General features: G+C 70.9%; 20 protein-coding genes. 13 read left to right on the top strand and 7 right to left on the bottom strand.

Annotated features, from left to right (window positions below):
* The first annotated feature begins 109 nt into the window (after window positions 1-109).
* Entirely contained in the window at window positions 110-2,728 is a 2,619-nt protein-coding gene (locus BLR21_RS07375; RefSeq protein ID WP_420843858.1) for an AfsR/SARP family transcriptional regulator, read from the top strand.
* Here the strand turns inward: BLR21_RS07375 and BLR21_RS07370 are convergent.
* Window positions 2,725-4,689: an MDR family MFS transporter gene (locus tag BLR21_RS07370; RefSeq protein ID WP_090005126.1), complete on the bottom strand. Its 1,965-nt coding sequence runs from the start codon at window positions 4,687-4,689 to the stop codon at window positions 2,725-2,727. The genes BLR21_RS07375 and BLR21_RS07370 overlap by 4 nt on opposite strands.
* A gap of 95 nt (window positions 4,690-4,784) precedes the next feature.
* On the opposite strand from BLR21_RS07370, the gene BLR21_RS07365 reads away from it, so the two are divergent.
* The 3 genes from BLR21_RS07365 to BLR21_RS07355 are packed head-to-tail and all read left to right on the top strand — an operon-like array spanning window position 4,785 to window position 7,145.
* A complete protein-coding gene (locus BLR21_RS07365) occupies window positions 4,785-5,117 on the top strand; it encodes a putative quinol monooxygenase (protein WP_090004910.1) in 333 nt (110 codons plus the stop codon).
* Window positions 5,118-5,169: 52 nt separating this feature from the next.
* Window positions 5,170-5,448 carry a hypothetical protein gene (locus BLR21_RS07360; RefSeq protein ID WP_090004909.1) on the top strand — a complete coding sequence of 93 codons (279 nt, stop codon included), beginning with the start codon at window positions 5,170-5,172 and terminating at the stop codon, window positions 5,446-5,448.
* The gene (locus BLR21_RS07355; protein ID WP_090004908.1) at window positions 5,445-7,145 is read left to right on the top strand and encodes a GMC family oxidoreductase; all 1,701 of its coding nucleotides are present in this window, start codon (window positions 5,445-5,447) and stop codon (window positions 7,143-7,145) included. Before BLR21_RS07360 ends, BLR21_RS07355 begins: the two co-directional genes overlap by 4 nt.
* Here the strand turns inward: BLR21_RS07355 and BLR21_RS07350 are convergent.
* Window positions 7,078-7,497, bottom strand: coding sequence for a hypothetical protein (locus BLR21_RS07350; RefSeq protein ID WP_090004907.1), 420 nt, complete (start codon window positions 7,495-7,497; stop codon window positions 7,078-7,080). The genes BLR21_RS07355 and BLR21_RS07350 overlap by 68 nt on opposite strands.
* A gap of 92 nt (window positions 7,498-7,589) precedes the next feature.
* On the opposite strand from BLR21_RS07350, the gene BLR21_RS07345 reads away from it, so the two are divergent.
* Window positions 7,590-7,958 carry a YciI family protein gene (locus tag BLR21_RS07345; protein WP_090004906.1) on the top strand — a complete coding sequence of 123 codons (369 nt, stop codon included), beginning with the start codon at window positions 7,590-7,592 and terminating at the stop codon, window positions 7,956-7,958.
* A gap of 72 nt (window positions 7,959-8,030) precedes the next feature.
* Here the strand turns inward: BLR21_RS07345 and BLR21_RS07340 are convergent, their stop codons facing one another.
* The 3 genes from BLR21_RS07340 to BLR21_RS07330 are packed head-to-tail and all read right to left on the bottom strand — an operon-like array spanning window position 8,031 to window position 10,275.
* On the bottom strand, window positions 8,031-8,699 hold the full coding sequence (locus tag BLR21_RS07340) for a CE1759 family FMN reductase (RefSeq protein WP_090004905.1): 669 nt from the start codon (window positions 8,697-8,699) through the stop codon (window positions 8,031-8,033).
* Window positions 8,699-9,121, bottom strand: coding sequence for a MarR family winged helix-turn-helix transcriptional regulator (locus BLR21_RS07335; protein ID WP_256334532.1), 423 nt, complete (start codon window positions 9,119-9,121; stop codon window positions 8,699-8,701). Before BLR21_RS07335 ends, BLR21_RS07340 begins: the two co-directional genes overlap by 1 nt.
* Complete coding sequence (locus tag BLR21_RS07330) at window positions 9,118-10,275, bottom strand: LLM class flavin-dependent oxidoreductase (RefSeq protein ID WP_090004904.1); 1,158 nt, start codon at window positions 10,273-10,275, stop codon at window positions 9,118-9,120. The genes BLR21_RS07335 and BLR21_RS07330 overlap by 4 nt, the downstream gene beginning before the upstream one ends.
* Window positions 10,276-10,364: 89 nt before the next feature.
* Here BLR21_RS07330 and BLR21_RS07325 point away from each other — a divergent pair, with 89 nt between their 5' ends.
* Window positions 10,365-10,970 (top strand): ABC transporter ATP-binding protein, encoded by a 606-nt coding sequence (locus BLR21_RS07325; protein ID WP_090004903.1) that lies wholly within the window; start codon window positions 10,365-10,367, stop codon window positions 10,968-10,970.
* On the top strand, window positions 10,967-12,664 hold the full coding sequence (locus tag BLR21_RS44370; RefSeq protein WP_090004902.1) for a DUF6297 family protein: 1,698 nt from the start codon (window positions 10,967-10,969) through the stop codon (window positions 12,662-12,664). Before BLR21_RS07325 ends, BLR21_RS44370 begins: the two co-directional genes overlap by 4 nt.
* A 20-nt stretch (window positions 12,665-12,684) precedes the next feature.
* Here the strand turns inward: BLR21_RS44370 and BLR21_RS07315 are convergent, their stop codons facing one another.
* Window positions 12,685-13,344 carry a type 1 glutamine amidotransferase domain-containing protein gene (locus tag BLR21_RS07315; protein WP_090004901.1) on the bottom strand — a complete coding sequence of 220 codons (660 nt, stop codon included), beginning with the start codon at window positions 13,342-13,344 and terminating at the stop codon, window positions 12,685-12,687.
* A 56-nt stretch (window positions 13,345-13,400) separates the two neighbouring features.
* Between BLR21_RS07315 and BLR21_RS07310 the strand changes: the two genes are divergently transcribed.
* A complete protein-coding gene (locus tag BLR21_RS07310; protein ID WP_256334531.1) occupies window positions 13,401-14,294 on the top strand; it encodes a LysR family transcriptional regulator in 894 nt (297 codons plus the stop codon).
* A gap of 15 nt (window positions 14,295-14,309) precedes the next feature.
* Here BLR21_RS07310 and lexA read toward each other — a convergent pair whose 3' ends face one another.
* On the bottom strand, window positions 14,310-14,969 hold the full coding sequence (lexA, locus tag BLR21_RS07305; RefSeq protein ID WP_090004900.1) for a transcriptional repressor LexA: 660 nt from the start codon (window positions 14,967-14,969) through the stop codon (window positions 14,310-14,312).
* Between the two features lie 168 nt (window positions 14,970-15,137).
* Between lexA and BLR21_RS07300 the strand changes: the two genes are divergently transcribed.
* From BLR21_RS07300 to BLR21_RS07280, 5 genes are all read left to right on the top strand, one after another.
* Window positions 15,138-15,707, top strand: coding sequence for an RNA polymerase sigma factor (locus tag BLR21_RS07300; RefSeq protein WP_176929521.1), 570 nt, complete (start codon window positions 15,138-15,140; stop codon window positions 15,705-15,707).
* Entirely contained in the window at window positions 15,700-16,773 is a 1,074-nt protein-coding gene (locus BLR21_RS07295) for a CU044_5270 family protein (protein ID WP_090004898.1), read from the top strand. The genes BLR21_RS07300 and BLR21_RS07295 overlap by 8 nt, the downstream gene beginning before the upstream one ends.
* A gap of 86 nt (window positions 16,774-16,859) precedes the next feature.
* Window positions 16,860-17,288, top strand: coding sequence for an SRPBCC domain-containing protein (locus tag BLR21_RS07290; RefSeq protein WP_090004897.1), 429 nt, complete (start codon window positions 16,860-16,862; stop codon window positions 17,286-17,288).
* Between the two features lie 9 nt (window positions 17,289-17,297).
* On the top strand, window positions 17,298-17,855 hold the full coding sequence (locus BLR21_RS07285) for a TetR/AcrR family transcriptional regulator (RefSeq protein ID WP_090004896.1): 558 nt from the start codon (window positions 17,298-17,300) through the stop codon (window positions 17,853-17,855).
* A gap of 73 nt (window positions 17,856-17,928) precedes the next feature.
* Window positions 17,929-18,744, top strand: a complete 816-nt coding sequence (locus BLR21_RS07280; RefSeq protein ID WP_218130782.1) for a DUF4142 domain-containing protein — start codon at window positions 17,929-17,931, stop codon at window positions 18,742-18,744.
* Window positions 18,745-18,755 lie beyond the last annotated feature (11 nt).

Here is an 18,755-nt window from a genome sequence, read left to right as displayed (position 1 = left end):
TGGGCTGCCGGATCCGGTCGGACCGGGGCCTTCCTGCGGTGCCGACGTTGCCCGTTCGATCAAGGGTGAACCTAGGATGAACCTTGAATCCACTGGCTGAGGGGTGATCTTGGAGTTCGGGCTGCTCGGCGCCGTGGAGGTGCGGGACGCGGGCGCGCTGGTCGAGATCGGCCACGTCCGGCAACGGTCCGTGCTGGTCGCGCTGCTGGTGGAGGAGGGACGGCCGGTTCCGGTCGATCGGCTGCTCGACCGTGTCTGGGGCGAGCGGGCGCCGCTGCGGGCGCGCGAGACGCTCTACGGGTACGTGTCGAAGCTCCGCAAACTGCTCGGACTGGACATCGAACGCTCGCCGGCCGGATATCGGCTCGTGGTGGACCCGTCGCAGGTCGATCTGTTCCGCTTCCGCGCACTCGTGCGGCAGGGCGCTCTCGACGCCGCACTTGGACTATGGCGCGGGCAGGCGCTCGACGGGCTCGACTCGCCGTGGTTCGACGCGGTCCGCGAGAGCCTGCACGCCGAACGCGTCGCCGCCGAACTGGACCGCAACGACGTGGCGCTCGCGGACGGCCGGCACGCCGCGCTGCTGCCCTCGTTGAGGCAGCGGGCCGACGAGCTGCCGCACGACGAACGCCTTGCCGCGCAACTGATGCTGGCGCTGCACCGGTCGGGCAACGACGCGGAGGCGTTGCGGCACTACGAGATCGTGCGCCGCCGCCTGGCCGACGAGCTCGGCGCCGACCCGAGCAGGCCGTTGCAGGACGTGCACCAGCGGATCCTCGCCGGCAGCGTGGAGGAACGCGCCGCCGGTCCACGTCAGCTGCCCGCGCCGCACCCGTGGTTCACCGGCCGCACCGGCGAACTCGCCGCGCTGGGGCCGTCCGGCACGGTCGTGATCACCGCGATCGGCGGGACAGGCGGCATCGGCAAGACGGCGCTGGCTCTGCACTGGGCGCATCGGCACCTCGACGAGTTCCCGGACGGCCAGCTCTACGTGAACCTGCGCGGCTTCGACCCGTCCGCCGAGCCGACGCCGCCGGAGACCGTGCTGCGCGAGTTCCTGGAGGCGTTGGGGGAGGAGACGATCCCGGCGGGCCTGGACGCACGGGCCGCGCGTTACCGCAGCGTGGTCGCGGGACGGCGGCTGCTGGTGCTGCTCGACAACGCCCGCTCGACGGAGCAGGTCGTGCCGCTGCTGCCGGGCTCCGACGCGACGGTGCTGGTCACGAGCCGCCTCAAGCTCGCGGGGCTGGTGGCCGCGCACGGAGCGCGGTCGGTGTCGCTGGATGTGCTGCACCCGGCCGATGCCCGCGAGTTCCTCGTGGCGAGGCTCGGGGCCCCGCGCGTGGCGGCCGAACCAGGGGTGGTCGCGGACCTGGTGACCTGGTGCGGCGGACTGCCGCTGGCGCTGTCGATCGTCGCCGCCCGCGCCGCGATGGAACCGGACTTCCCCCTGGCCGCGTTCGCCGCGGAACTGCGCGAGCACCCCCTCGACGCGCTGGACGCGGGCGAGATCGGCACGAATCTGCGGACGGTGTTCTCCTGGTCCGTGGCGGCGCTCTCGGACGAGGCAGCGCGCGCGTTCGGCCTGCTCGGCACCGTCGGCACGGCGGACGTGAGTCTCACGGCGGCGGCGGCGTTGCTCGACCGGCCCGTCACGCGGTCGCGAATGGTGTTGCGGGAACTGGAGAACGCGCACCTGGTACAGCAGCACGTGCCCGGCCGGTACCGGATGCACGACCTGGTCGGCCGGTACGCGGCGGACCTCCCCGCCGATGCGGGCTCCCGGCTGGCCGACTTCTACGCCGCCACCGCACGGGCCGCCGCGCTCGCGCTCGAACCGCACAAGGTGTTGCCGGAGCACGAAAGCGGCCACGCGCTCACCTTCGAGACCAACGCGGCGGCGATGGCCTGGTTCGACGCCGAGCACGCCTGCCTGATGGCCGAACAGCGACAAGCCTTGGAGCGCAACGACTTCGACGCGGCTTGGCTGATCGGCCGCGCCTTGAACAACTACCACCTCCGGCGTGGCCGCACCTCCGACGACATCGACGCCTGGCTGACGGCGTTGCGCGCCGCGGAGGCGCTGGGAGACCCGATCAAACAGTCCACCGCGCACCGGTGCCTCGGTGCCGACTACATCGAGGTGGGCCGGACATCGTTGGGGCACAGTCACTTCGAACGAGGTCTGGAACTGGCGGCGCGCACCGGCGACCACGAGGCGCGTGGCGGCGCGCACCGGGCGATCGCGTGGGCGGCGGAGTTCGTGGGTGATCTGGAGAAAGCTCTGGAGCACTCGCTCGCCGGCCTGGAGGAGTTCCGCGCGGCCGGCACGGCGATCCGCGTGGCCGAGGCGCTGAACGAGGCCGGCTGGCGCTACGCCTGCCTGGGCCGCTATGCCGAGGCCCGCACGTTCTGCGAGGAAGCCATGCTGCTCAACGACGAACTCGGTCACGCGGAGGGATGTGCGGCCACCCTCGACAGCCTCGCGCACATCGCCCACCACGACGGCCGCCACGCCGACGCCGTCGCGCACTACGGCGCGGCGCTGGCGCTGTACCGGGAGCTGGACAACTCCGCCGAGCAGGCCACCGTCCTGGAACACCTGGGTGACGTGCACGCGGCGGCGGGGGAGACCGTGCAGGCGCGCGAGCAGTGGGACCGGGCGCTGGAGCTGTACCGGGAGCAGGGCCGCGACACGGAGGCCGCGGCCTTGCAGGCACGCGTCTAGACGCGGCTCATCTGCCGGCCGCTCTCGATCAGCTCGTCGGTGAACGAGTCGAGCGCCTGCGCGAAGTCGCGCTGGTCCGGCTCGTGCCAGTCCTGCAACTGGTCGAGCAGCCAGCGCCGCCACGCCCGCACGAGCTGGGCGAACACGTCCGCGCCCCGGTCGGTGAAGCGGTAGCCGTCGTCACCGGACGCCAGGTGCCCGGACCGCACGAGGGCCTGCGCGGTCGGTTCGAAGATACCGCCGGGCACCTTCGTCAGGTCGGCGATCTCGTCGAGCGTGGCCACGCCGTCGTCCGCCGACGCCCGGTACACGCGCCCGAGCAGCCACGCCTGCTCCAGCGGCAGGTCGACGCCGGAGCGCCGCAGCACGGCCAGGCCGGGGTCCTGGCCGGACCTCGCGACCACGGTGGAAACCAGTTTGCGCAGCTCGTCGTAGGAGTTCGACGGCGGTGCCGCGAAGCTCTCGCCCACGCCGCTGTTGCCGGCCGCGGCGGCCCGGGACGTGTCGCGCAACTGCACCTGGGGCAGGAAGAACGCGACGGCCAGGGCCACGAGCCCGATCGGCGCCGCGATCAGGAACATCATCTGCACGGTCTCGGCGTACCCGGCGACGATCGGCGCTCTCAGCGCGTCCGGCAGCGCGTGGACGGCGGCGGGACTGGCGATGGCGCGCGGGTCGACGCCCTGGGGGACCACCAGGTTCTGCGGCAGCCGGTTCGCGTAGATCGTGCCGAAGATCGCGACACCGAACGAGCTGCCCATCGTGCGCAGGAAGGTGATGCCGGACGTGGCGACGCCGAGGTCGGTGTAGTTCGTGGTGCTCTGCACGACGATCACCGGCACCTGCATCACCAGGCCGATGCCCGCGCCCAGCACCATCATGAACGCGCCCATCTCCCAGTAGCTGGTCGACGCGTCCAGTAGCGACAGCAGGAACAGGCCGATGGTGAGCCCGACCGAGCCGATCAGCGGGAAGATCCGGTACCTGCCGGTGCGGCTGATCGTGTTGCCGGTGAGTAGCGCCGTGGCCATCAGCCCGGCGATCAGCGGCAGCATCCACAGACCGGACGCCGTGGCCGACTCGCCGCGCACGTACTGCAGGTAGATCGGCAGGTAGGTGATGCCGCCGAGCATCGCGAACCCGACGACGAAGCTCAGGATGCCCGACACCGTGAACACCCTGCTGCGGAACAACCTCATCGGCAGCATCGGCTCGGCCGCGCGCTGCTCCACCCGCACGAACGCGATCAGCAGCACGATCGAGCCCGCGGCCATCCACAGGATCATCGGGGACGTCCACGCGTACTCGGTGCCGCCCCAGCTCGTGACCAGCGTCAGCCCGGTCGCGGCCAGTGCGATCAGCGCGATGCCGGCGTAGTCGATCTTCGGCCGGCCCTCCGTCCTGATCGCAGGCAGCGCGGCGATCGCCACCAGCACCACCGCGATGCCGAGCGGGATGTTCACGTAGAACGCCCAGCGCCAGCTCAGGTGGTCGACGAACAGCCCGCCGAGCAACGGCCCGGCGACCGTCGCGACGCCGAACACCGCGCCCGCGAGCCCCTGGAACTTGCCGCGTTCCTTCAGCGGCACGACGTCCGCGATGATCGCCATCGAGGTGACCATCAGCCCGCCCGCGCCCAGCCCCTGCACGGCGCGGAACGCGATGAGCGTGCCCATCGACTCCGACCAGCCCGCGAAGAACGACCCGACCAGGAACAGCGCGACGCTGACGAGGAACGTCTTCTTGCGCCCGTAGAGGTCGCCGAACTTGCCGATCAGCACGGTCATGATCGTCTCGGCGAGCAGGTACGACGTCACCACCCACGACAGGTGCGCGCCGCCACCCAGGTCGGCCACCATCGTGGGCAGCGCGGTGGACACGATGGTCTGGTCGAGGGCGGCCAGCAGCATGGCGAGCAGGACGGCCGCGACGACCAGGTTCCGCCTGCGAGTGTCGATCATCTCGGGCACGGGGCGATCGTCGCGCAGGCCGGGCGGTCTCGCAGGGCGGAAGAGCACGCCTTAGGCTCGGAAGCGATCACCCGAAGGAGGCCGTCTTGATCTTCATCACCGCCAAGTTCCGCGTCCTGCCCGAGCACGCCGAGGCCTGGCCCGCGATCAGCCGCAGCTTCACCGAGGCCACCCGCGCCGAACCCGGCTGCCTGTGGTTCGACTGGTCGCGCAGCCTCGACGACCCGAACGAGTACGTGCTGGTCGAGGCGTTCCGCGACGGCGACGCGGGCGGCGCGCACGTGCAGTCGGACCACTTCAAGGCCGCCCAGGCGGAACTGCCGCCGTACCTCGCGGAGACGCCGCGCGTCGTCAGCCAGATGGTCGAGCAGGACGACTGGTCGGCGCTGGGCGAGATGGAGGTTGCGCCACGAGGGTGAGCCTTGCCCGGATCGTTTGGCGCAGTGCGGTTCCTCCGCCCAGGATGGCGCCATGGACGCCTTCGTGGAGTTGTCCGCCGAGCTGACCGGCTTCTCGGCGGAGGAGCTGAGGTCGACCGGACTGGTCGAGCGGTACCGCGCGCTGGCCGACGGCGCGCCGGAGAACGAGATCATCCAGCTCTGGTACACCGGGGTCTGGCGAGGGGTGATCCCGGACGAGCGCGCCTACGCCGAGGGCCTCGCGTGGAAGGCGGTCGGCGTCGCCGCGCCGGGCACCCGCGCTCCCGGGTTCGGCAGCTGGGAGCAGAGACCCCGGAGCAGCGCCCGGTGAGGGCCGTGGTCGTCGGCGCGGGGTTCGCCGGCTCGCTCATCGCCAAAGTGCTGGGGGACAACGGGTTCCGCGTGCTCGTGCTGGAGGCGGGCGCGGAGGCGAACCACGACGCGGTCGGCAGGTTCCGCACGGCGCTCGTCAAGTCACCGCTGAAGCCCTACCGCACGACCGCCGCCGCGCCGTCCAGCGACTACCTGATCAACACCGGGCCGTTCGACTACTCGAGCCCGTACCTGCGGATGAACGGCGGCACCGGCACCGCCTGGACCGGCATCACACCCCGCATGCACCCCGACGACTTCCACACCGCCGACCTGGGGCGCGGCCGCAACTGGCCGCTGAGCTACGCCGACCTGGAACCCTCGTACCGCGCCGCGGAGTGGGAGATCGGGATCGCGGCCGACGCCGACGAACAACGGCAGCACCTGCCCGTCGCGGACGGCTACCGCTATCCCATGCACGCCCTGCCCCGTACGTACCTCGACCACGCCATCGCGTCCGTTGTGGACGGTGCCAGCATCGACGGCCACGAACTGCTCGTCGTCGGCACACCGCAGGCGCGCAACGGGGTTCCGGTGAACGGCTACCGGCCGGACGGCCGCCGGTGCAGCGGCTACGCGAGCTGCGTGCCGGTCTGCCCGGAGAACGCCAAGTACACGCCGCACCGCACGCAGAAGCGGTGGTCCGCGAACGTCGAACTGCGCACGCGCTGCGTGGTGAACCGGGTGCACGCCGACGAGTCCGGGCGCGTCACGAAGGTCAGCTACCAGCGCTACGAGGACGACACGTCCGGCAGGCACACGCGGCACGAGGAGGAGGCGGACGTCGTCGTCCTCGCCGCGCACGCCATCGAGAACGCCAAGCTGCTGCTCATGTCCGGGCTCGCGAACAGCAGCGACCAGGTCGGCCGCAACCTGATGGACCACCCCGCGCTGCTGACGTGGGCGCTCATGCCGCAGGCGATCGGCCCGTTCCGCGGTCCGGGCTCGACAACGGGCATCGAGGCGTTCCGCGGCGGTCCCGAACGCGGTGCGCGGGCGCCGTTCCGCATCGAGATCGGCAACTGGGGCTGGGGCTGGTCGGCAGGAAGCCCCGACTCCGACACCGCGGAGTTCGCCGCGGCGGGACTGCGGGGCAGGGCGCTGCGGGAGGCGGTGGCGGACCGGGTCGGCCGCCAGTTCACGCTCCAGTTCGAGATCGAGCAGGAGGCCGACCCCGCGAACCGCGTGACACTCGACCACACGCACCGCGACCCGCTCGGCAATCCGCGCCCGTCGATCCACTACGGACTGTCCGACTACGTCAAGGACGGCCTGCTGGCGGCGAAACGGGTCTCGGACCGGATCTTCGAGATGCTCGGCGCCGACGACTACACCTCGTACAAGCCCGACGAGGAACGGTACTTCGAGCACGACGGCGAGCCGCTGCGGTACTGGGGCGCCGGGCACGGCGGCGGCACGCACGTCATGGGCACCTCGCCGCGCGACTCCGTCGTGGACCAGTGGCAACGCTGCTGGGACCACCCGAACCTGTACGCGGTGGGGTGCGGCAGCATGCCGTCGCTCGGCACGTCCAACCCGTCGCTGACGATGGCCGCCCTGGTCCTGCGCACCGCGGACCACCTGGTCGCTACGTGCCGGACCGGACCTGGAGTCGCGCTCGCTGAATCAGCAGGATCGCCGCCGCCACCGCGATGATGACGACGCCGTTGCCGAACGCCCAGAGCACGGCGTGGTCGTGGACGACGTCACGGGAGACGGACGGGTCGCGGAAGACCGGGTTGACCTGCGTGATCAGCAGGACCTTCATCGCGACCGAGGCCGCGAGGCAGCCCAGCGCGGGCCAGGGCGCACGTGTGGCGACCGCCAGGACCACGGCCAGCGGCCCCCACGGCAGGTAGTAGTAGATCGGGCTGCCCGCGGCGAACACGCCCACGAGCGAGCCGGGCCGCGGGTCCGCCAGCAGCTGCGGATTCCACACGACCTGTTCGTAGAGGTTGCCGAACAGCCACATGCTGAGCAGGGGCACGACCAGCCGCGAGAATCTCACCGGGCCATCATGGCGAAGATGTCGAAAGTTCCGTGCCGCCGATCGACGCAGGGGTGGCAGCGGACGCTGCCAGTCGACAACGAGGAGACAACATGCGGTTCATGCTCATGCACCGAGTCCCGCAGGACGACCCGGCCTCGTGGGAACCGGGCCCCGAGCTCATCGAGCGGATGAACGCGTTCGTCGAGAAGCTGACGGCGGACGGCGTCATGCTCGGCGCCGAAGGCGTGCTGCCGCAGGGCGCGGTGGTGCGCAGGAGCGGTACGGCGATCAAGTCGACCGACGGGCCGTTCGCCGAGGCCAAGGAGGTCGTCGGCGGGTTCCTGCTGATCGGCGCGAAGGACCTCGCGGAGGCCACCGCCGTCGCCGAGGAGTACATCACGTGCTTCGCGGGCGTCGAGGAGATGTCGGTCGAGGTGCGGCGGGTCGCCGAGCTCGAGGACATCGAGCCCTACAAGTAGCCCGGTTCGACGACGAACCGGGCGAGACTTCTGGCCAGGTGCTCGGCGGGCCAGGCGGGTCCGGCAGCTCGCCTAGCCTGCGCCGCCGCCCGCGGCCAGGCGCATCAGGTCGGAGTCGAGGTCGATCGTCAGCTCCGTGCCGCCCGCGCTGCCGTACTCGTGCTGGTAGCTGCCCCACGACTCGTCGCGCACGGTCTTCTCGAAGCCCGAGGTCATGAGCGCTACCAGTTCGAGGGCCGCGCGGTCGATGCGCTTGTTGAGGCCGTTGTCCTGCCAGTCCTCGGTCGAGGCGAACAGCGAGGTCGGCACCACGACGGTCCGCAGGTAGGCGAACAGCCCGCGCATCTGGTCGTCGACCACGAGCGCGTGCCTCGCCGTGCCCGCGGTCGCGGCGAGCACGACGGGCTTCGCGATCAGCAGGTCGTTGTCGAGGATCTGGAAGAACGACGTGAGCAGGCCGCTCGCGCCCGCCTTGTAGACGGGGGTGCTCGCGACGATGCCGTCCGCGCGCTGCAGGGTCGCGATGGCGTTCCGCAGCTTCGGCCCGATGTGGTTGGACACCAGGGCGTTCGCGATCTCGGTGGCGAGCTCGCGCAGTTCGACCACCGTCGTGCCGACGGTGTGCGCCCGTTTGCCGGCGAGCGTGGTGACCCGTCCGGCGACGCGGTCGGCGAGCAGACGGGTGGACGACGGGTCGCTCGTGCCGGCGGACACCACCACCAGCTGGAAGTTCTGGCCCATTACTCCTCGCTCTGGCTGAGCTTGCCGGTGATCGCGGCGAGCTGTTCGAGTTCTTCCGGCGTCAGCACGCTCAGGGCGCGCGCGACGCTGCGTGCGTGCGGGCGGCCGATCGCCCGCTGGGTCTCGCGGCCGGCCGGGGTGAGCGTCAGGCGCACACCCCGGCGGTCGCCGAGGTCGGGGCAGCGTTCGACCAGACCTCGTTCGACCAGGCGCTCGACCATGCGGGACAGGGCGGGCTGGCTCAGCAGCACGTGGCGGTTCAGCTCACCCATCCTGAGTGGACTGTCGCATTTGGACAGCTGGTAGAGCACGTCGTACTCCCGCATGGTCAGGTCGCCCCAGACGTCCTCCGCGTTGAACTGCTTCATCAACACGGCGTACGCCTTCATCAGCGACTCCCACGCCTCGTTGGCCCGGGTCACCGGGAGTCCTGGTACGGCGAGCCACCCGTGACGTTGTCACCCCGGTTGGCGTTCGGCTTGGGCTGGCGGACCGGGCCGTCGCCGTACTTGTCCTTGACGCGCCCGGCGTGCGTCGGCGGCTTGGCGGTCTCAGGGTCCTGGCGCGCCTCGATCTCCTTGCGCAGCACCGGAACCACCTCCTCGCCGAGCAGGTCGAGCTGGTTGAGCACGGTCTTGAGCGGCAGGCCGGCGTGGTCCATCAGGAACATCTGGCGCTGGTAGTCGCCGAAGTGCTCGCGGAAGGTCAGCGTCTTGTCGATGACCTCCTGCGGGCTGCCGACCGACAGCGGCGTCTGCTCCATGAAGTCCTCCATCCGCGGGCCGTGGCCGTAGACGGGAGCCTCGTTGAAGTACGGGCGGAACTCCTTGACCGCGTCCTGCGACCGCTTCGCGATGTACGCCTGGCCGCCGAGGCCGACGATGGCCTGCTTCTCCGTGCCGTGGCCGTAGTGCGCGTACCGCTGGCGGTAGAACTCGATCAGCCGGATGTAGTGCTCCTTCGGCCAGAAGATGTTGTTGGCGAAGAAGCCGTCGCCGTAGAAGGCAGCCTGCTCGGCGATCTCGGGCGTGCGGATCGACCCGTGCCACACGAACGGCGGCAGGTCGTCCAGCGGCCGCGGGGTGCTGGTGAAGCCCTGCAACGGCGTGCGGAACTTGCCCTCCCAGTCCACGACATCCTCGCGCCACAACCGGTGCAGCAGGTTGTAGTTCTCGAGCGCCAGCGGCAGGCTCTGCCGGATGTCGGCACCGAACCACGGGTAAACCGGCGCGGTGTTGCCGCGGCCCAGCATCAGGTCCATGCGGCCCTTCGCCAAGTGCTGCAGCATCGCGTACTCCTCGGCGATGCGCACCGGGTCGTTCGTGGTGATCAGCGTCGTGGCGGTGCTGACGATGAGCTTCTTCGTCTTCGCCGCGATGTGGCTGAGCAGCGTGGTCGGCGCGGACGAGAAGAACGGCGGGTTGTGGTGCTCGCCGATCGCGAACACGTCGAGCCCGACCTCCTCGGCCTTCTCCGCGATCTGCACGATCGCGTCGATGCGCTCGGCCTCGCTCGGGGTCTCGCCGCTCACCGGGTCCCTGGTGATGTCGCTCACCGAGAAGATTCCGAACTGCACGGCACCCGCCTCCTTCGAACTTAGTGACCTATGCGTTTGCATCTACTTTAACGCCTGGCTGCCCGTCCTATTCCCACTACCCTGATCACATGTCGCTGGGCGTGGGGGACGCCGGCTTCAGCTACGGCGGAGTCCCCGTTTTCGCAGATCTGTCCTTCACCGTCGACCCTGGTGAGGCCGTCGCCGTCGTCGGCCCGAACGGCTCGGGCAAGTCGACGCTGCTCCGCTGCCTGGTCGGGGCCGAGGTGCTGGACTCCGGCACCGTGCTGTTCGACGGCGCCGAGCTGGACGAGTCGTCGGGCGCGGTCCGGTCCGCCGTCGCGTCGCTGCTGGACGACGCCGACTACTTCCCGGACGTGTCCGTCGTGGAGCACCTGCGGCTGCTGGCCTGGCTGCACGGGTCGTCGGCCGATGTCCCGGCGGTGCTCGGGGAGGTCGGGCTGACCGCGGTGGCGGACCAGCTGCCGCCGACCCTGTCCTCGGGGCAACGGCACCGGCTCGGGCTGGCATCGTGCTTCGTGCGGCCGCGCTCGGTGCTCGTGCTGGACGAACCCGAACAGCGCCTCGACGCGGCCGGCCGCACCTGGCTGCGGTCCCGCCTGCTGGCGGAGAAGGCCGCCGGTGTGGCCGTGGTGTTCGCGTCGCACGACCACGAGCTGGTGGAGGCGGTGGCGTGCCGGACCGTCACGCTGTGACCGCGTCAGCCGTCCGGCGCCGGCTGCGACCGCCGGGGCGCTTCCAGGTCGCGCGGCTGTACGCCCCCTTCGTCAACTTCTCGATCGTCGGCCTGGTCGGCTACGGCTGGGCGTATGCCGGACTGACCAAGACCTCTTATCCCGGGGGCGCGTGGACCGCGCTCTGGTTGTCGGTGCTGGGCGCTACCGTGCTGATGAAGGTGGCGCTGGCGGCCGGGCCGGTCTTCGCGGGCGCGGACCGGATGTTCTGGGTGCTGAGCTCGCCGGTGCCGCGCGAGGCGTTGTTGCGGCCTCGGTTTTTGGGGCTGCTCGCGGTGGGGGCGGTGGTGGGTGCCGGCTGGCCCGCGGTTGTGTCCGGGATCGTGGGGGCTGTGGTCCCGCCTTGGGTCGCGGCGGGTGCTGGGGCCGCCTGCGGGGTGGCTGTGGTGGCCGGGGCCGTGGTGTTGCAACGGGCTCGGGTGCGGCCGCAGGGGTGGTTGAGCGGGCTGGTCGGGCTGGCGGTGGTGGCGCTGCTGGTGCCGGCTGGCCGGTTCGGCCTGCCGGTGTCCTGGCCTGGTTCCGGTGGTGGGGAGGCGGGGGCGGGCGGTTCTGGGGTGCGGGCGGGGTCGGTCGGTGCGCGGGTGAGTGAGCCGGGTTCGTTGGGTGGCTCGGTGGGTGAGCTGGGATCACTGGGTGGGCCGGTGGACGAGCCGGGGTCGGTCGGTGCGCAGGTTGGTGAGCCGGGTTGGCTGGGCGGCTCGGTAGGTGAACTGGGTTGGCTGGGCGGCTCGGTAGGTGAACTGGGTTCGGTGGGCGGCTCGGTGGGTGGGCTGGGTTCGCTGGGTGGGTCGGTGGACGAGCCGCGGTCGGTCGGTGTGCAGGTGGGTGAGCTGGGTTCGTTGGGTGGGCCGGTGGGTGAGCCGGGTTCGGTGGGCGGCTCGGTGGGTGGGCTGGGTTCGGTGGGCGGGTGGACCGGTGTGGTCGGCGCTGCCTGGGTGGTGGCGATCGGCCTGGCGGTGGTGGCGGCCGCCTCGCTGCGGTTCCTGCGGCGGTCCGGCCTTGCGGCGGGCGGTGCGCTGGCGGGGGTGGCGCGGGTGTCGGTTAGCTGGTTTGACCTCGCGCTTCTCGGCGCTGTGCTGGCCGAACGTCGTGCTCGCGCGCTTGGCCGCGTGAAGTCGGTGCGGTTGAGGGGTTCCCGGCTTGTCGTCCTCGCCTGGACCGACGCGCTCCGGCTGCGCCGGACGCCCAACGCCGCGCTGGTTTGGGCGGCGTTGCTGCCCGCTCCGGCTCTGGTGTCCGTGGGCTGGCAGGGCGCTGTCGTCCCTGTCGTCCACCTTGTTGCCGCGTTCCTCGCTACCGATCGGCTGGCCGCGGGGCTTAAGTTCGTGTGCCGGTCCCCGGCTATGCGGCGCGCCCTGGGGCTGCCGGACCGGCAGCTGATGCTGGCGCACCTTGTGTTCCCCGCGGCCGGCGCGGTTTTGTGGTGCGCTGTCACGGCGGCGTTCACCCCGCATGTGTCCGCGGTCAACGCGCTGATCTCGGCGGTGGGCGCGGTGGCCGTCGTGTACCGGATCGCCAGCCGGCCGCCGGTCGACTACGGCGCCGCGATCATCGACTTCGGGGTGCTCGGGCCGACGCCGCTCGGCCTGGTGGTGCAGTTCAGTCGCGGTCCGGCGTTGCTGGCGGTGCTCGGCCTCCTGCAGCTGGCGCTGTAGGAGGTCCGGGGGACATCGCGTCAGCCGAGCAGTTCGGCTACCCGCGTGGCGGTGGCCACGGTGGACTGCGGGTTTTGACCCGTCACGAGCAGGCCGTCCACCACCACCGTGCTCGACCACGGCTCACCCGACGCTAGCCGGGCACCCAGAGCGGTCAGCCGACCGGCGACCGAGTAGGGGACGGCCAGGCCTCCCTGGCGCTCCTCCTCGTCGCTGAACACCGCCATCTCCTTGCCTGCGAACACGAACGTGCCGTCCGCGCGGACGGCACTGAGCAGCCCGGCCGGTCCGTGGCACAGTGCCGCGACGAGCTTGCCGCCGTCGTGGAAGTCCGCCAGCAACGCGCCCAGCGACGCGTCGAACGCCAGGTCCGCCATCGGGCCGTGCCCACCCGGCAGGTAGATCGCGTCGAAGGCGGCCGCGTCCACATCGGACAGCACGGCCGGAGCGCGCAGGTCCTCCAGTGAGGCAACGGCTTCGTCGAACTTGCCGTCGAGGCTCGCCTTGTCCACGGTCGGCACGACTCCGCCCGGCGTCGCCAGCGTCACCTCGACACCGGCTTCCCGCAGCACGCGCACGGACTCGACGACCTCCTCCGCCCAGAACCCCGTGGGGTGGGCCGAACCGTCCGCCAGCGTGAGCGAGTCGGCGCCGGACACGACCATCAGTAGCTTCTTCATGTCGACCAGGACATCACAGATCTGCCGAACGCGACGAACGAGCTATAAGATGACTTATGGCTTCGAGGTTGACGGACCTGGACCTGCTGGCGACGTTCCTGGAGATCTACCGGGGCGGCTCGCTCACCAGCGCGGCCGCCAGGCGGGGACTCACCCAGCCGGCGGTCAGCGGCCAGCTCGCCAAGCTGGAGAAGGAGCTCGGCGAGCCGCTGTTCGTACGGGGTAGCCGTGGGGTTACACCCACACCCCGTGCCGACGAACTCGCCCGCCGCGTCGGCGGGCACGTCGACCAGCTCCGCACCGCGCTCGAACCCGGAGAAACCCTCGAGGGCACGGTCCGGATCGGGGGAGCGGCGGAGTTCATGACCGTGCGAGGCCTGCCCGCACTCGCCCCGCTGACGCGCAGGGGACTCCGGTTCGAGGTGATGTTCGGCCTGGCCGGTGACCTGCTCGCCGCGCTCCGGGCTGCGAAGCTCGACGTGGTCCTGTCCTCCGTGCGCCCCGCCGCCGGGTTCACCGCCACGCCGTTCACCGACGAGGAGTTCCTGCTGGTCGGGCCACCTTTGCTGGCCAGGACCGTGGACCAGGACGTGCTGGCCACGGACCCGGCGCGAGCCCTCGAACACCTGCCGCTCGTCGCCTACGACGGCGACCTGCCGATCATCCGCCGCTACTGGCGCAGCGAGTTCGGCACCCGCCCGGCGAACACCGTCGCCGTCACCGTGCCCGACCTGCGTGCCGTGCTGGCCGCGGTGATCGCTGGGGCCGGGGTGTCCGCCCTGCCGCGCTACCTCGCCGAACCCGCGCTCGCCGCCGGATCGGTCGAACAGCTGCACCACCCGGAGGTACCCCCGCTCAACACCCTCTACGTCGTCACCCGCGGCACGACCACGCCGGCCACCGACGCCGTCGCGGAGCACCTGCGGTCACGCGACTGGGGTGTCCTCTGAGTGGACGGTGGCTTCTCAGACGCTCCTGAGCACCGACACGACGATGCCGAGGATGACGGCCCTGTCGCCGTCGATCACGGGGTAGTCGGCGTTGCGCGGCTCCAGGTACACGTGGCCGCCCTTGCGCTGGTACACCTTGACCGTCGCCTCCTCCTCGATCATCGCGGCGACGATCTGCCCGTTGTACGCCTCGTGCGTCTGCCGCACGACAACCGTGTCGCCGTCGCAGATCGCGGCGTCGATCATCGAGTCGCCACGCACGCGCAGCGCGAACACGTTGCTGCCCCGGCCGACCAGGCCGCGCGGCAGGTGCAGCACCTCGTCCACGTGCTCGACGGCGGAGATCGGCGCACCGGCGGCGATGTCACCGACGACCGGCACCGAGATCGAGTCCTCGGAGACCATTCCCGGCGCCATCGGCGCGCCGCTCAGGAAGACCCGCACGTCCATCGGCCGCGTCACCGAGCCACCGCGCTTGAGGAAACCCTTGTCCTCCAACGCCGTCAGGTGCCGGGAGACGCTGGAGGACGACTTCAGGCCGACGGCCTCGCCGATCTCGCGCGTGCTGGGGGAGTAGCCGTGCTCGACGACCCAGTCACGAATGGCGACCAGGATCATCTGCTGGCGCTCCGGCAGCACGGTCGTGTCGAGCTCGAGATCGTCGTAGGCGGTCATCGGTCGATAGTAGTAATCCGCCGGCAGACACGATCGGGTGGCCGTTGATCTTGCGCCGGTACCCGCGCGAGATCTGACCGGCTGCCGCACGATGTGGCGGTGAGCACACGTCGGGAACGCTCCTGGGGCCTGCGACCAGGTAGGTCAGTGCGAACCCAGGTGGCGCCCGTGGCGCTGACACCAGAAGTGGCGCCGGCGGTGCTGGACGAGTCCGCGCTGCTGGAGCTTTACGAGTCGACGGCCGAGCGGTTGCACCGCTACGTGGCCAGGCGGGTCGGCGCCGACACCGCGCAGGACGTGGTGTCGGAGGCGTTCCTCGTGCTCTGGGACCAGCGCGGCGGGCAGGCCTACGAGGCCGACGCCGTGCGGGCGTGGCTCTACGGGGTGGCGACGAACCTGTTGCGCGGCCACGTCCGCGCCGAGGAACGCAAGCTGCGGGCGTGGAGCAAGGAGTACGCGGCCCGCACCGACGAGGCCGACATCGGCGACCGGGTGAGTGCCGCGGCGGACGCCGACGTGCTCGCCGGACCGCTCACCTCCTGGCTCGCCGAACTGCGCGTCGAGGAACGCGAGGTGCTGCTGCTGAACGCGTGGGCGGAGTTCACGCCCACCGAGATCGCTGTGGCGCTCGACGTTCCGGTGGCCACCGTGCGCACCCGTCTGCACCGTGGCCGCGCACGGCTGCGCACTCGCCTCGCCGCGACCGCCCACGACTTCACCGAGGACAGCCATGTCTGAGCCCACCAAGCCCGAGACCCTCGACCGAGTGCTCGACGCCGCCCTCTCGCGTGCCGGTGACGAGCCCGTCCACTTCGACGTGGCCGCCGGCAGGAACGCCCTGGCCGCCGCTCTGAAGTCACGCGCCGAAGTGGCCGAGCCGATCGCTGCCGGCACCGGGCACCGGCCGCGCAGGCGGGTCCGCTGGCTCGCCGCCGCAGCCGCCGTGGCGGTGCTGACCGGCGGTGGCCTGGCCGCGTCGACCGTCGGCCTCACCGGTGCCGGCAGCAACTCCGCGACCGCCGCCGAAGAGCTGATCAAGGCCGCCGACCTGGCGTCCCGCGTGGTCGAACGCCCTGTCGCGCCTGGCCAGTTCCTCTATGTACGGACCCGGTACAAGGGCATCTCCATCAAGGACCCCGTCGACACGGCGACGACCACGGACATGACCGACGAGGAGTGGATCCCGGCAGACCGCCGCGACGAGTGGATGCTCAAGGTCAGGATCAACTCGGTCGGGTGGCTGCCAGGACACGAGGGCGACGGCGAGCCGGAGGCCGGCACACATTTCAAGGACGGTCAGGAGTTCCGCGGCAAGTGCGGCAAGTACTCCTACTTCGCCGAGGGTCAGCCGGATCGTTGCACGGCCGGTGACTTCCACAACCCCACACCGGAGTTCATCGCCGCGCTGCCGGAGGACCCGAAGGAACTGCTGGCCAAGCTCAGGGGCGAGGGCGGGGACTCGGACGGGGCTGCTCTGCAACAGGCTCGCGAGGCGCTGCAGTCGGGTGAGTACCCGGCGGAGGTGCGCGCGAACATCTTCCGTGCGCTCGCGCTGATGCCTGGTCTGGTCGTCACGGACAAGAAGGCGAACCTCGACGGCAAGGAAGGCGTCGCGCTGGGCATCCGGTACATCGAGGACTTCACCGAGATCATCATCGACCCGGAGAACGGCGACTTCATCGGCGGCCGGTACACCGTCGCCGAAGACCTGTCCAAGGACCAGGGCGGGCTCGGCAAGGGCACCGTCCGCCAGTCCTACTCCGTGGTCTCCGGGGTGGTCGGCTCGCTGGGTGGCCGCCCCTAACGGTGAACATGCAACCCTGGGGTTGCGCATCCTCGGGGGGATGTGCAACTCTGGGGTTGCACTTATTGGCGGACCTGGGAGTTGTCGTGAGCGTGGACCGGATCGAACGCGAGACCCTGATCGAAGCACCGTTGACGCGGGTCTGGCAGCTGGTGACCGAGCCGGGGTTCTGGGTGGCCTCCCAGCCCTCCGGCACCGCGGTCGAGGGGGAGACGACCCTCTGTAAGAACGAGCAGTACGGCGACTTCCCGGTGCGGGTCGAGACCGTGACGCCGCAGACGTACGTGTCCTACCGCTGGGCCAGCGCGTTCGGCGGGCAGGAGCTGAGCGCGGACAACACGACGCTGGTCGAGTTCACCCTCACGCCTGAAGGTACGGCGACTCGGCTGAAGGTTGTGGAGAGCGGGTTCTCGCAGCTCGCGGGTTCGGAGGAGCTGCGCGCGAAGGCTCTTCAGGACAACACCGGCGGCTGGTCCGAGGTGCTCGAGGCGTTCACGAAGAAGGCCGAAAGCTAAGTTGAGCACGTGCCCAAGTCAGCCGACCGCGGTCGCCGCACCCGTGAACAACTGATCGACGCCGCCGCACAGCTCGTGGGCGAGGTCGGCTGGGGTGCGGTGACCACGCGGCTGGTCGCCGAACGGGCGGGCGTCAACGCCGCGCTCGTGCACTACCACTACTCGTCGGTGTCCGAACTGCTGTCGACGGCCGCGCTGCAGTTCGCCTCGCGCGTGCTGGCCGAGTCGGCGCGGGCGCTGGCGGCGGTGTCGCCGGCCGAGGGCGTCGAGCGGATCTTCGAGGACCTGTCCCGCTTCACCGGCACGGATCCCGAGTCGTTGCTGCTGGCCGAGGCGTTCCTGGCCGCGCATCGGTTGCCCGAGTTGCGGGCCGGCCTGTCGGCGCTGGTCGTGGACTTCCGGACGCGGGTCGCCGAGTGGTTGCGGGACTCGGGCGTGCAGGACGCCGACGCGGTGGCGTTGCTGCTGGGCGCGGCCATCGACGGCTTGGTACTGCATCGCGCGCTGGACTCGTCAGTCGACTTCCGCGTGGTCGCGGGCCCGTTCCGGCGCCTCGTCGCGGGCTGACCAGCGCGGCTCGCCACCGGCCTCGGCGGACGACAGGGCCCGCCTCGGGTAACGAAACGATAAACATTGCACTGTGCAACAGTCGGTGCGCCGTCGCCTGTCCGTACCTCTCGGCATGCGGATACTCCTCGTCGCTTTGCTGGCGTTGTTGGTCGGAGCGCAGCCCGCGTTCGCGCAGCAGGATCTGGGGCCCGACTACGTGCAGACCCAGTTCGGGCCGATGGGTCCGGCCGGGCGGGACCTGCTGGAGAAGGTGGCCCTCGCGGGGTTGTGGGAGGGCCCCGCCGGACGGATGGGGCTCGAGAAGTCGGCCAACCCGAAGGTGCAGGAGGCCGGTCGGCACCTCATCGACGGGCACGCCGACCTGGACCGGCGCACCGCCGTGCTCGCTCGCACGTTCGGCGTGTCACTGCCGACGCAGCCCAGCGAGGCGCAGCAGGGCTGGCTGAACGAGATGACGGCCGCCCCCGCGCGCAGCCCCGAGTTCGACCGTGTGTTCGCGAATCGGCTCAGGGCGGCGCACGGCGGTGTGTACAAGTTCCTCGCCGCCGTGCGCACCGGCACGCGCAACACCGCGATCCGTGACTACGCCAAGGTCTGCATGGACACCGTGCTCGACCACATGACGGTGCTCGAGGCCACCGGGATGGTCGACTTCAACGACACCGAGGCGATTCCGCTGGCGTTGGTCGCGCAGCCTGCGTCGATCACGCCCACGCCGCCGCCCATCCAGGTGCCGCAGGCGGCCGCGCAGAACTTTCAGCAACTGCAACAGCAGGACGACGGCGACATCCCCGACGGCGCGCTCGGACTGGGCGTGCTGGCGCTGGTCGTGGCCGGTCTCTGGTTCTGGACGAGTGGGCGGAGCAGTCGCAGGCCGCACCCGTAGTGCTAGATTGG

This window comes from Lentzea albidocapillata subsp. violacea (assembly GCF_900100275.1).
Classification (GTDB): Bacteria; Actinomycetota; Actinomycetes; order Mycobacteriales; family Pseudonocardiaceae; genus Lentzea; species Lentzea violacea.
The sequence above is the reverse complement of the archived record's forward strand: the minus strand, read 5'-3'. Positions and strand labels throughout refer to the sequence as shown.

Bases quoted from the DNA above. Each gene is read 5' to 3' on its own strand.
- BLR21_RS07370 (WP_090005126.1), bottom strand. From the start codon at position 4,689: ATGATCGACACTCGCAGGCGGAACCTGGTCGTCGCGGCCGTCCTGCTC.
- BLR21_RS07360 (WP_090004909.1), top strand. From the start codon at position 5,170: ATGGACGCCTTCGTGGAGTTGTCCGCCGAGCTGACCGGCTTCTCGGCG.
- BLR21_RS07345 (WP_090004906.1), top strand. From the start codon at position 7,590: ATGCGGTTCATGCTCATGCACCGAGTCCCGCAGGACGACCCGGCCTCG.
- BLR21_RS07340 (WP_090004905.1), bottom strand. From the start codon at position 8,699: ATGGGCCAGAACTTCCAGCTGGTGGTGGTGTCCGCCGGCACGAGCGAC.
- BLR21_RS07325 (WP_090004903.1), top strand. From the start codon at position 10,365: ATGTCGCTGGGCGTGGGGGACGCCGGCTTCAGCTACGGCGGAGTCCCC.
- BLR21_RS07315 (WP_090004901.1), bottom strand. From the start codon at position 13,344: ATGAAGAAGCTACTGATGGTCGTGTCCGGCGCCGACTCGCTCACGCTG.
- BLR21_RS07310 (WP_256334531.1), top strand. From the start codon at position 13,401: ATGGCTTCGAGGTTGACGGACCTGGACCTGCTGGCGACGTTCCTGGAG.
- lexA (WP_090004900.1), bottom strand. From the start codon at position 14,969: ATGACCGCCTACGACGATCTCGAGCTCGACACGACCGTGCTGCCGGAG.
- BLR21_RS07295 (WP_090004898.1), top strand. From the start codon at position 15,700: ATGTCTGAGCCCACCAAGCCCGAGACCCTCGACCGAGTGCTCGACGCC.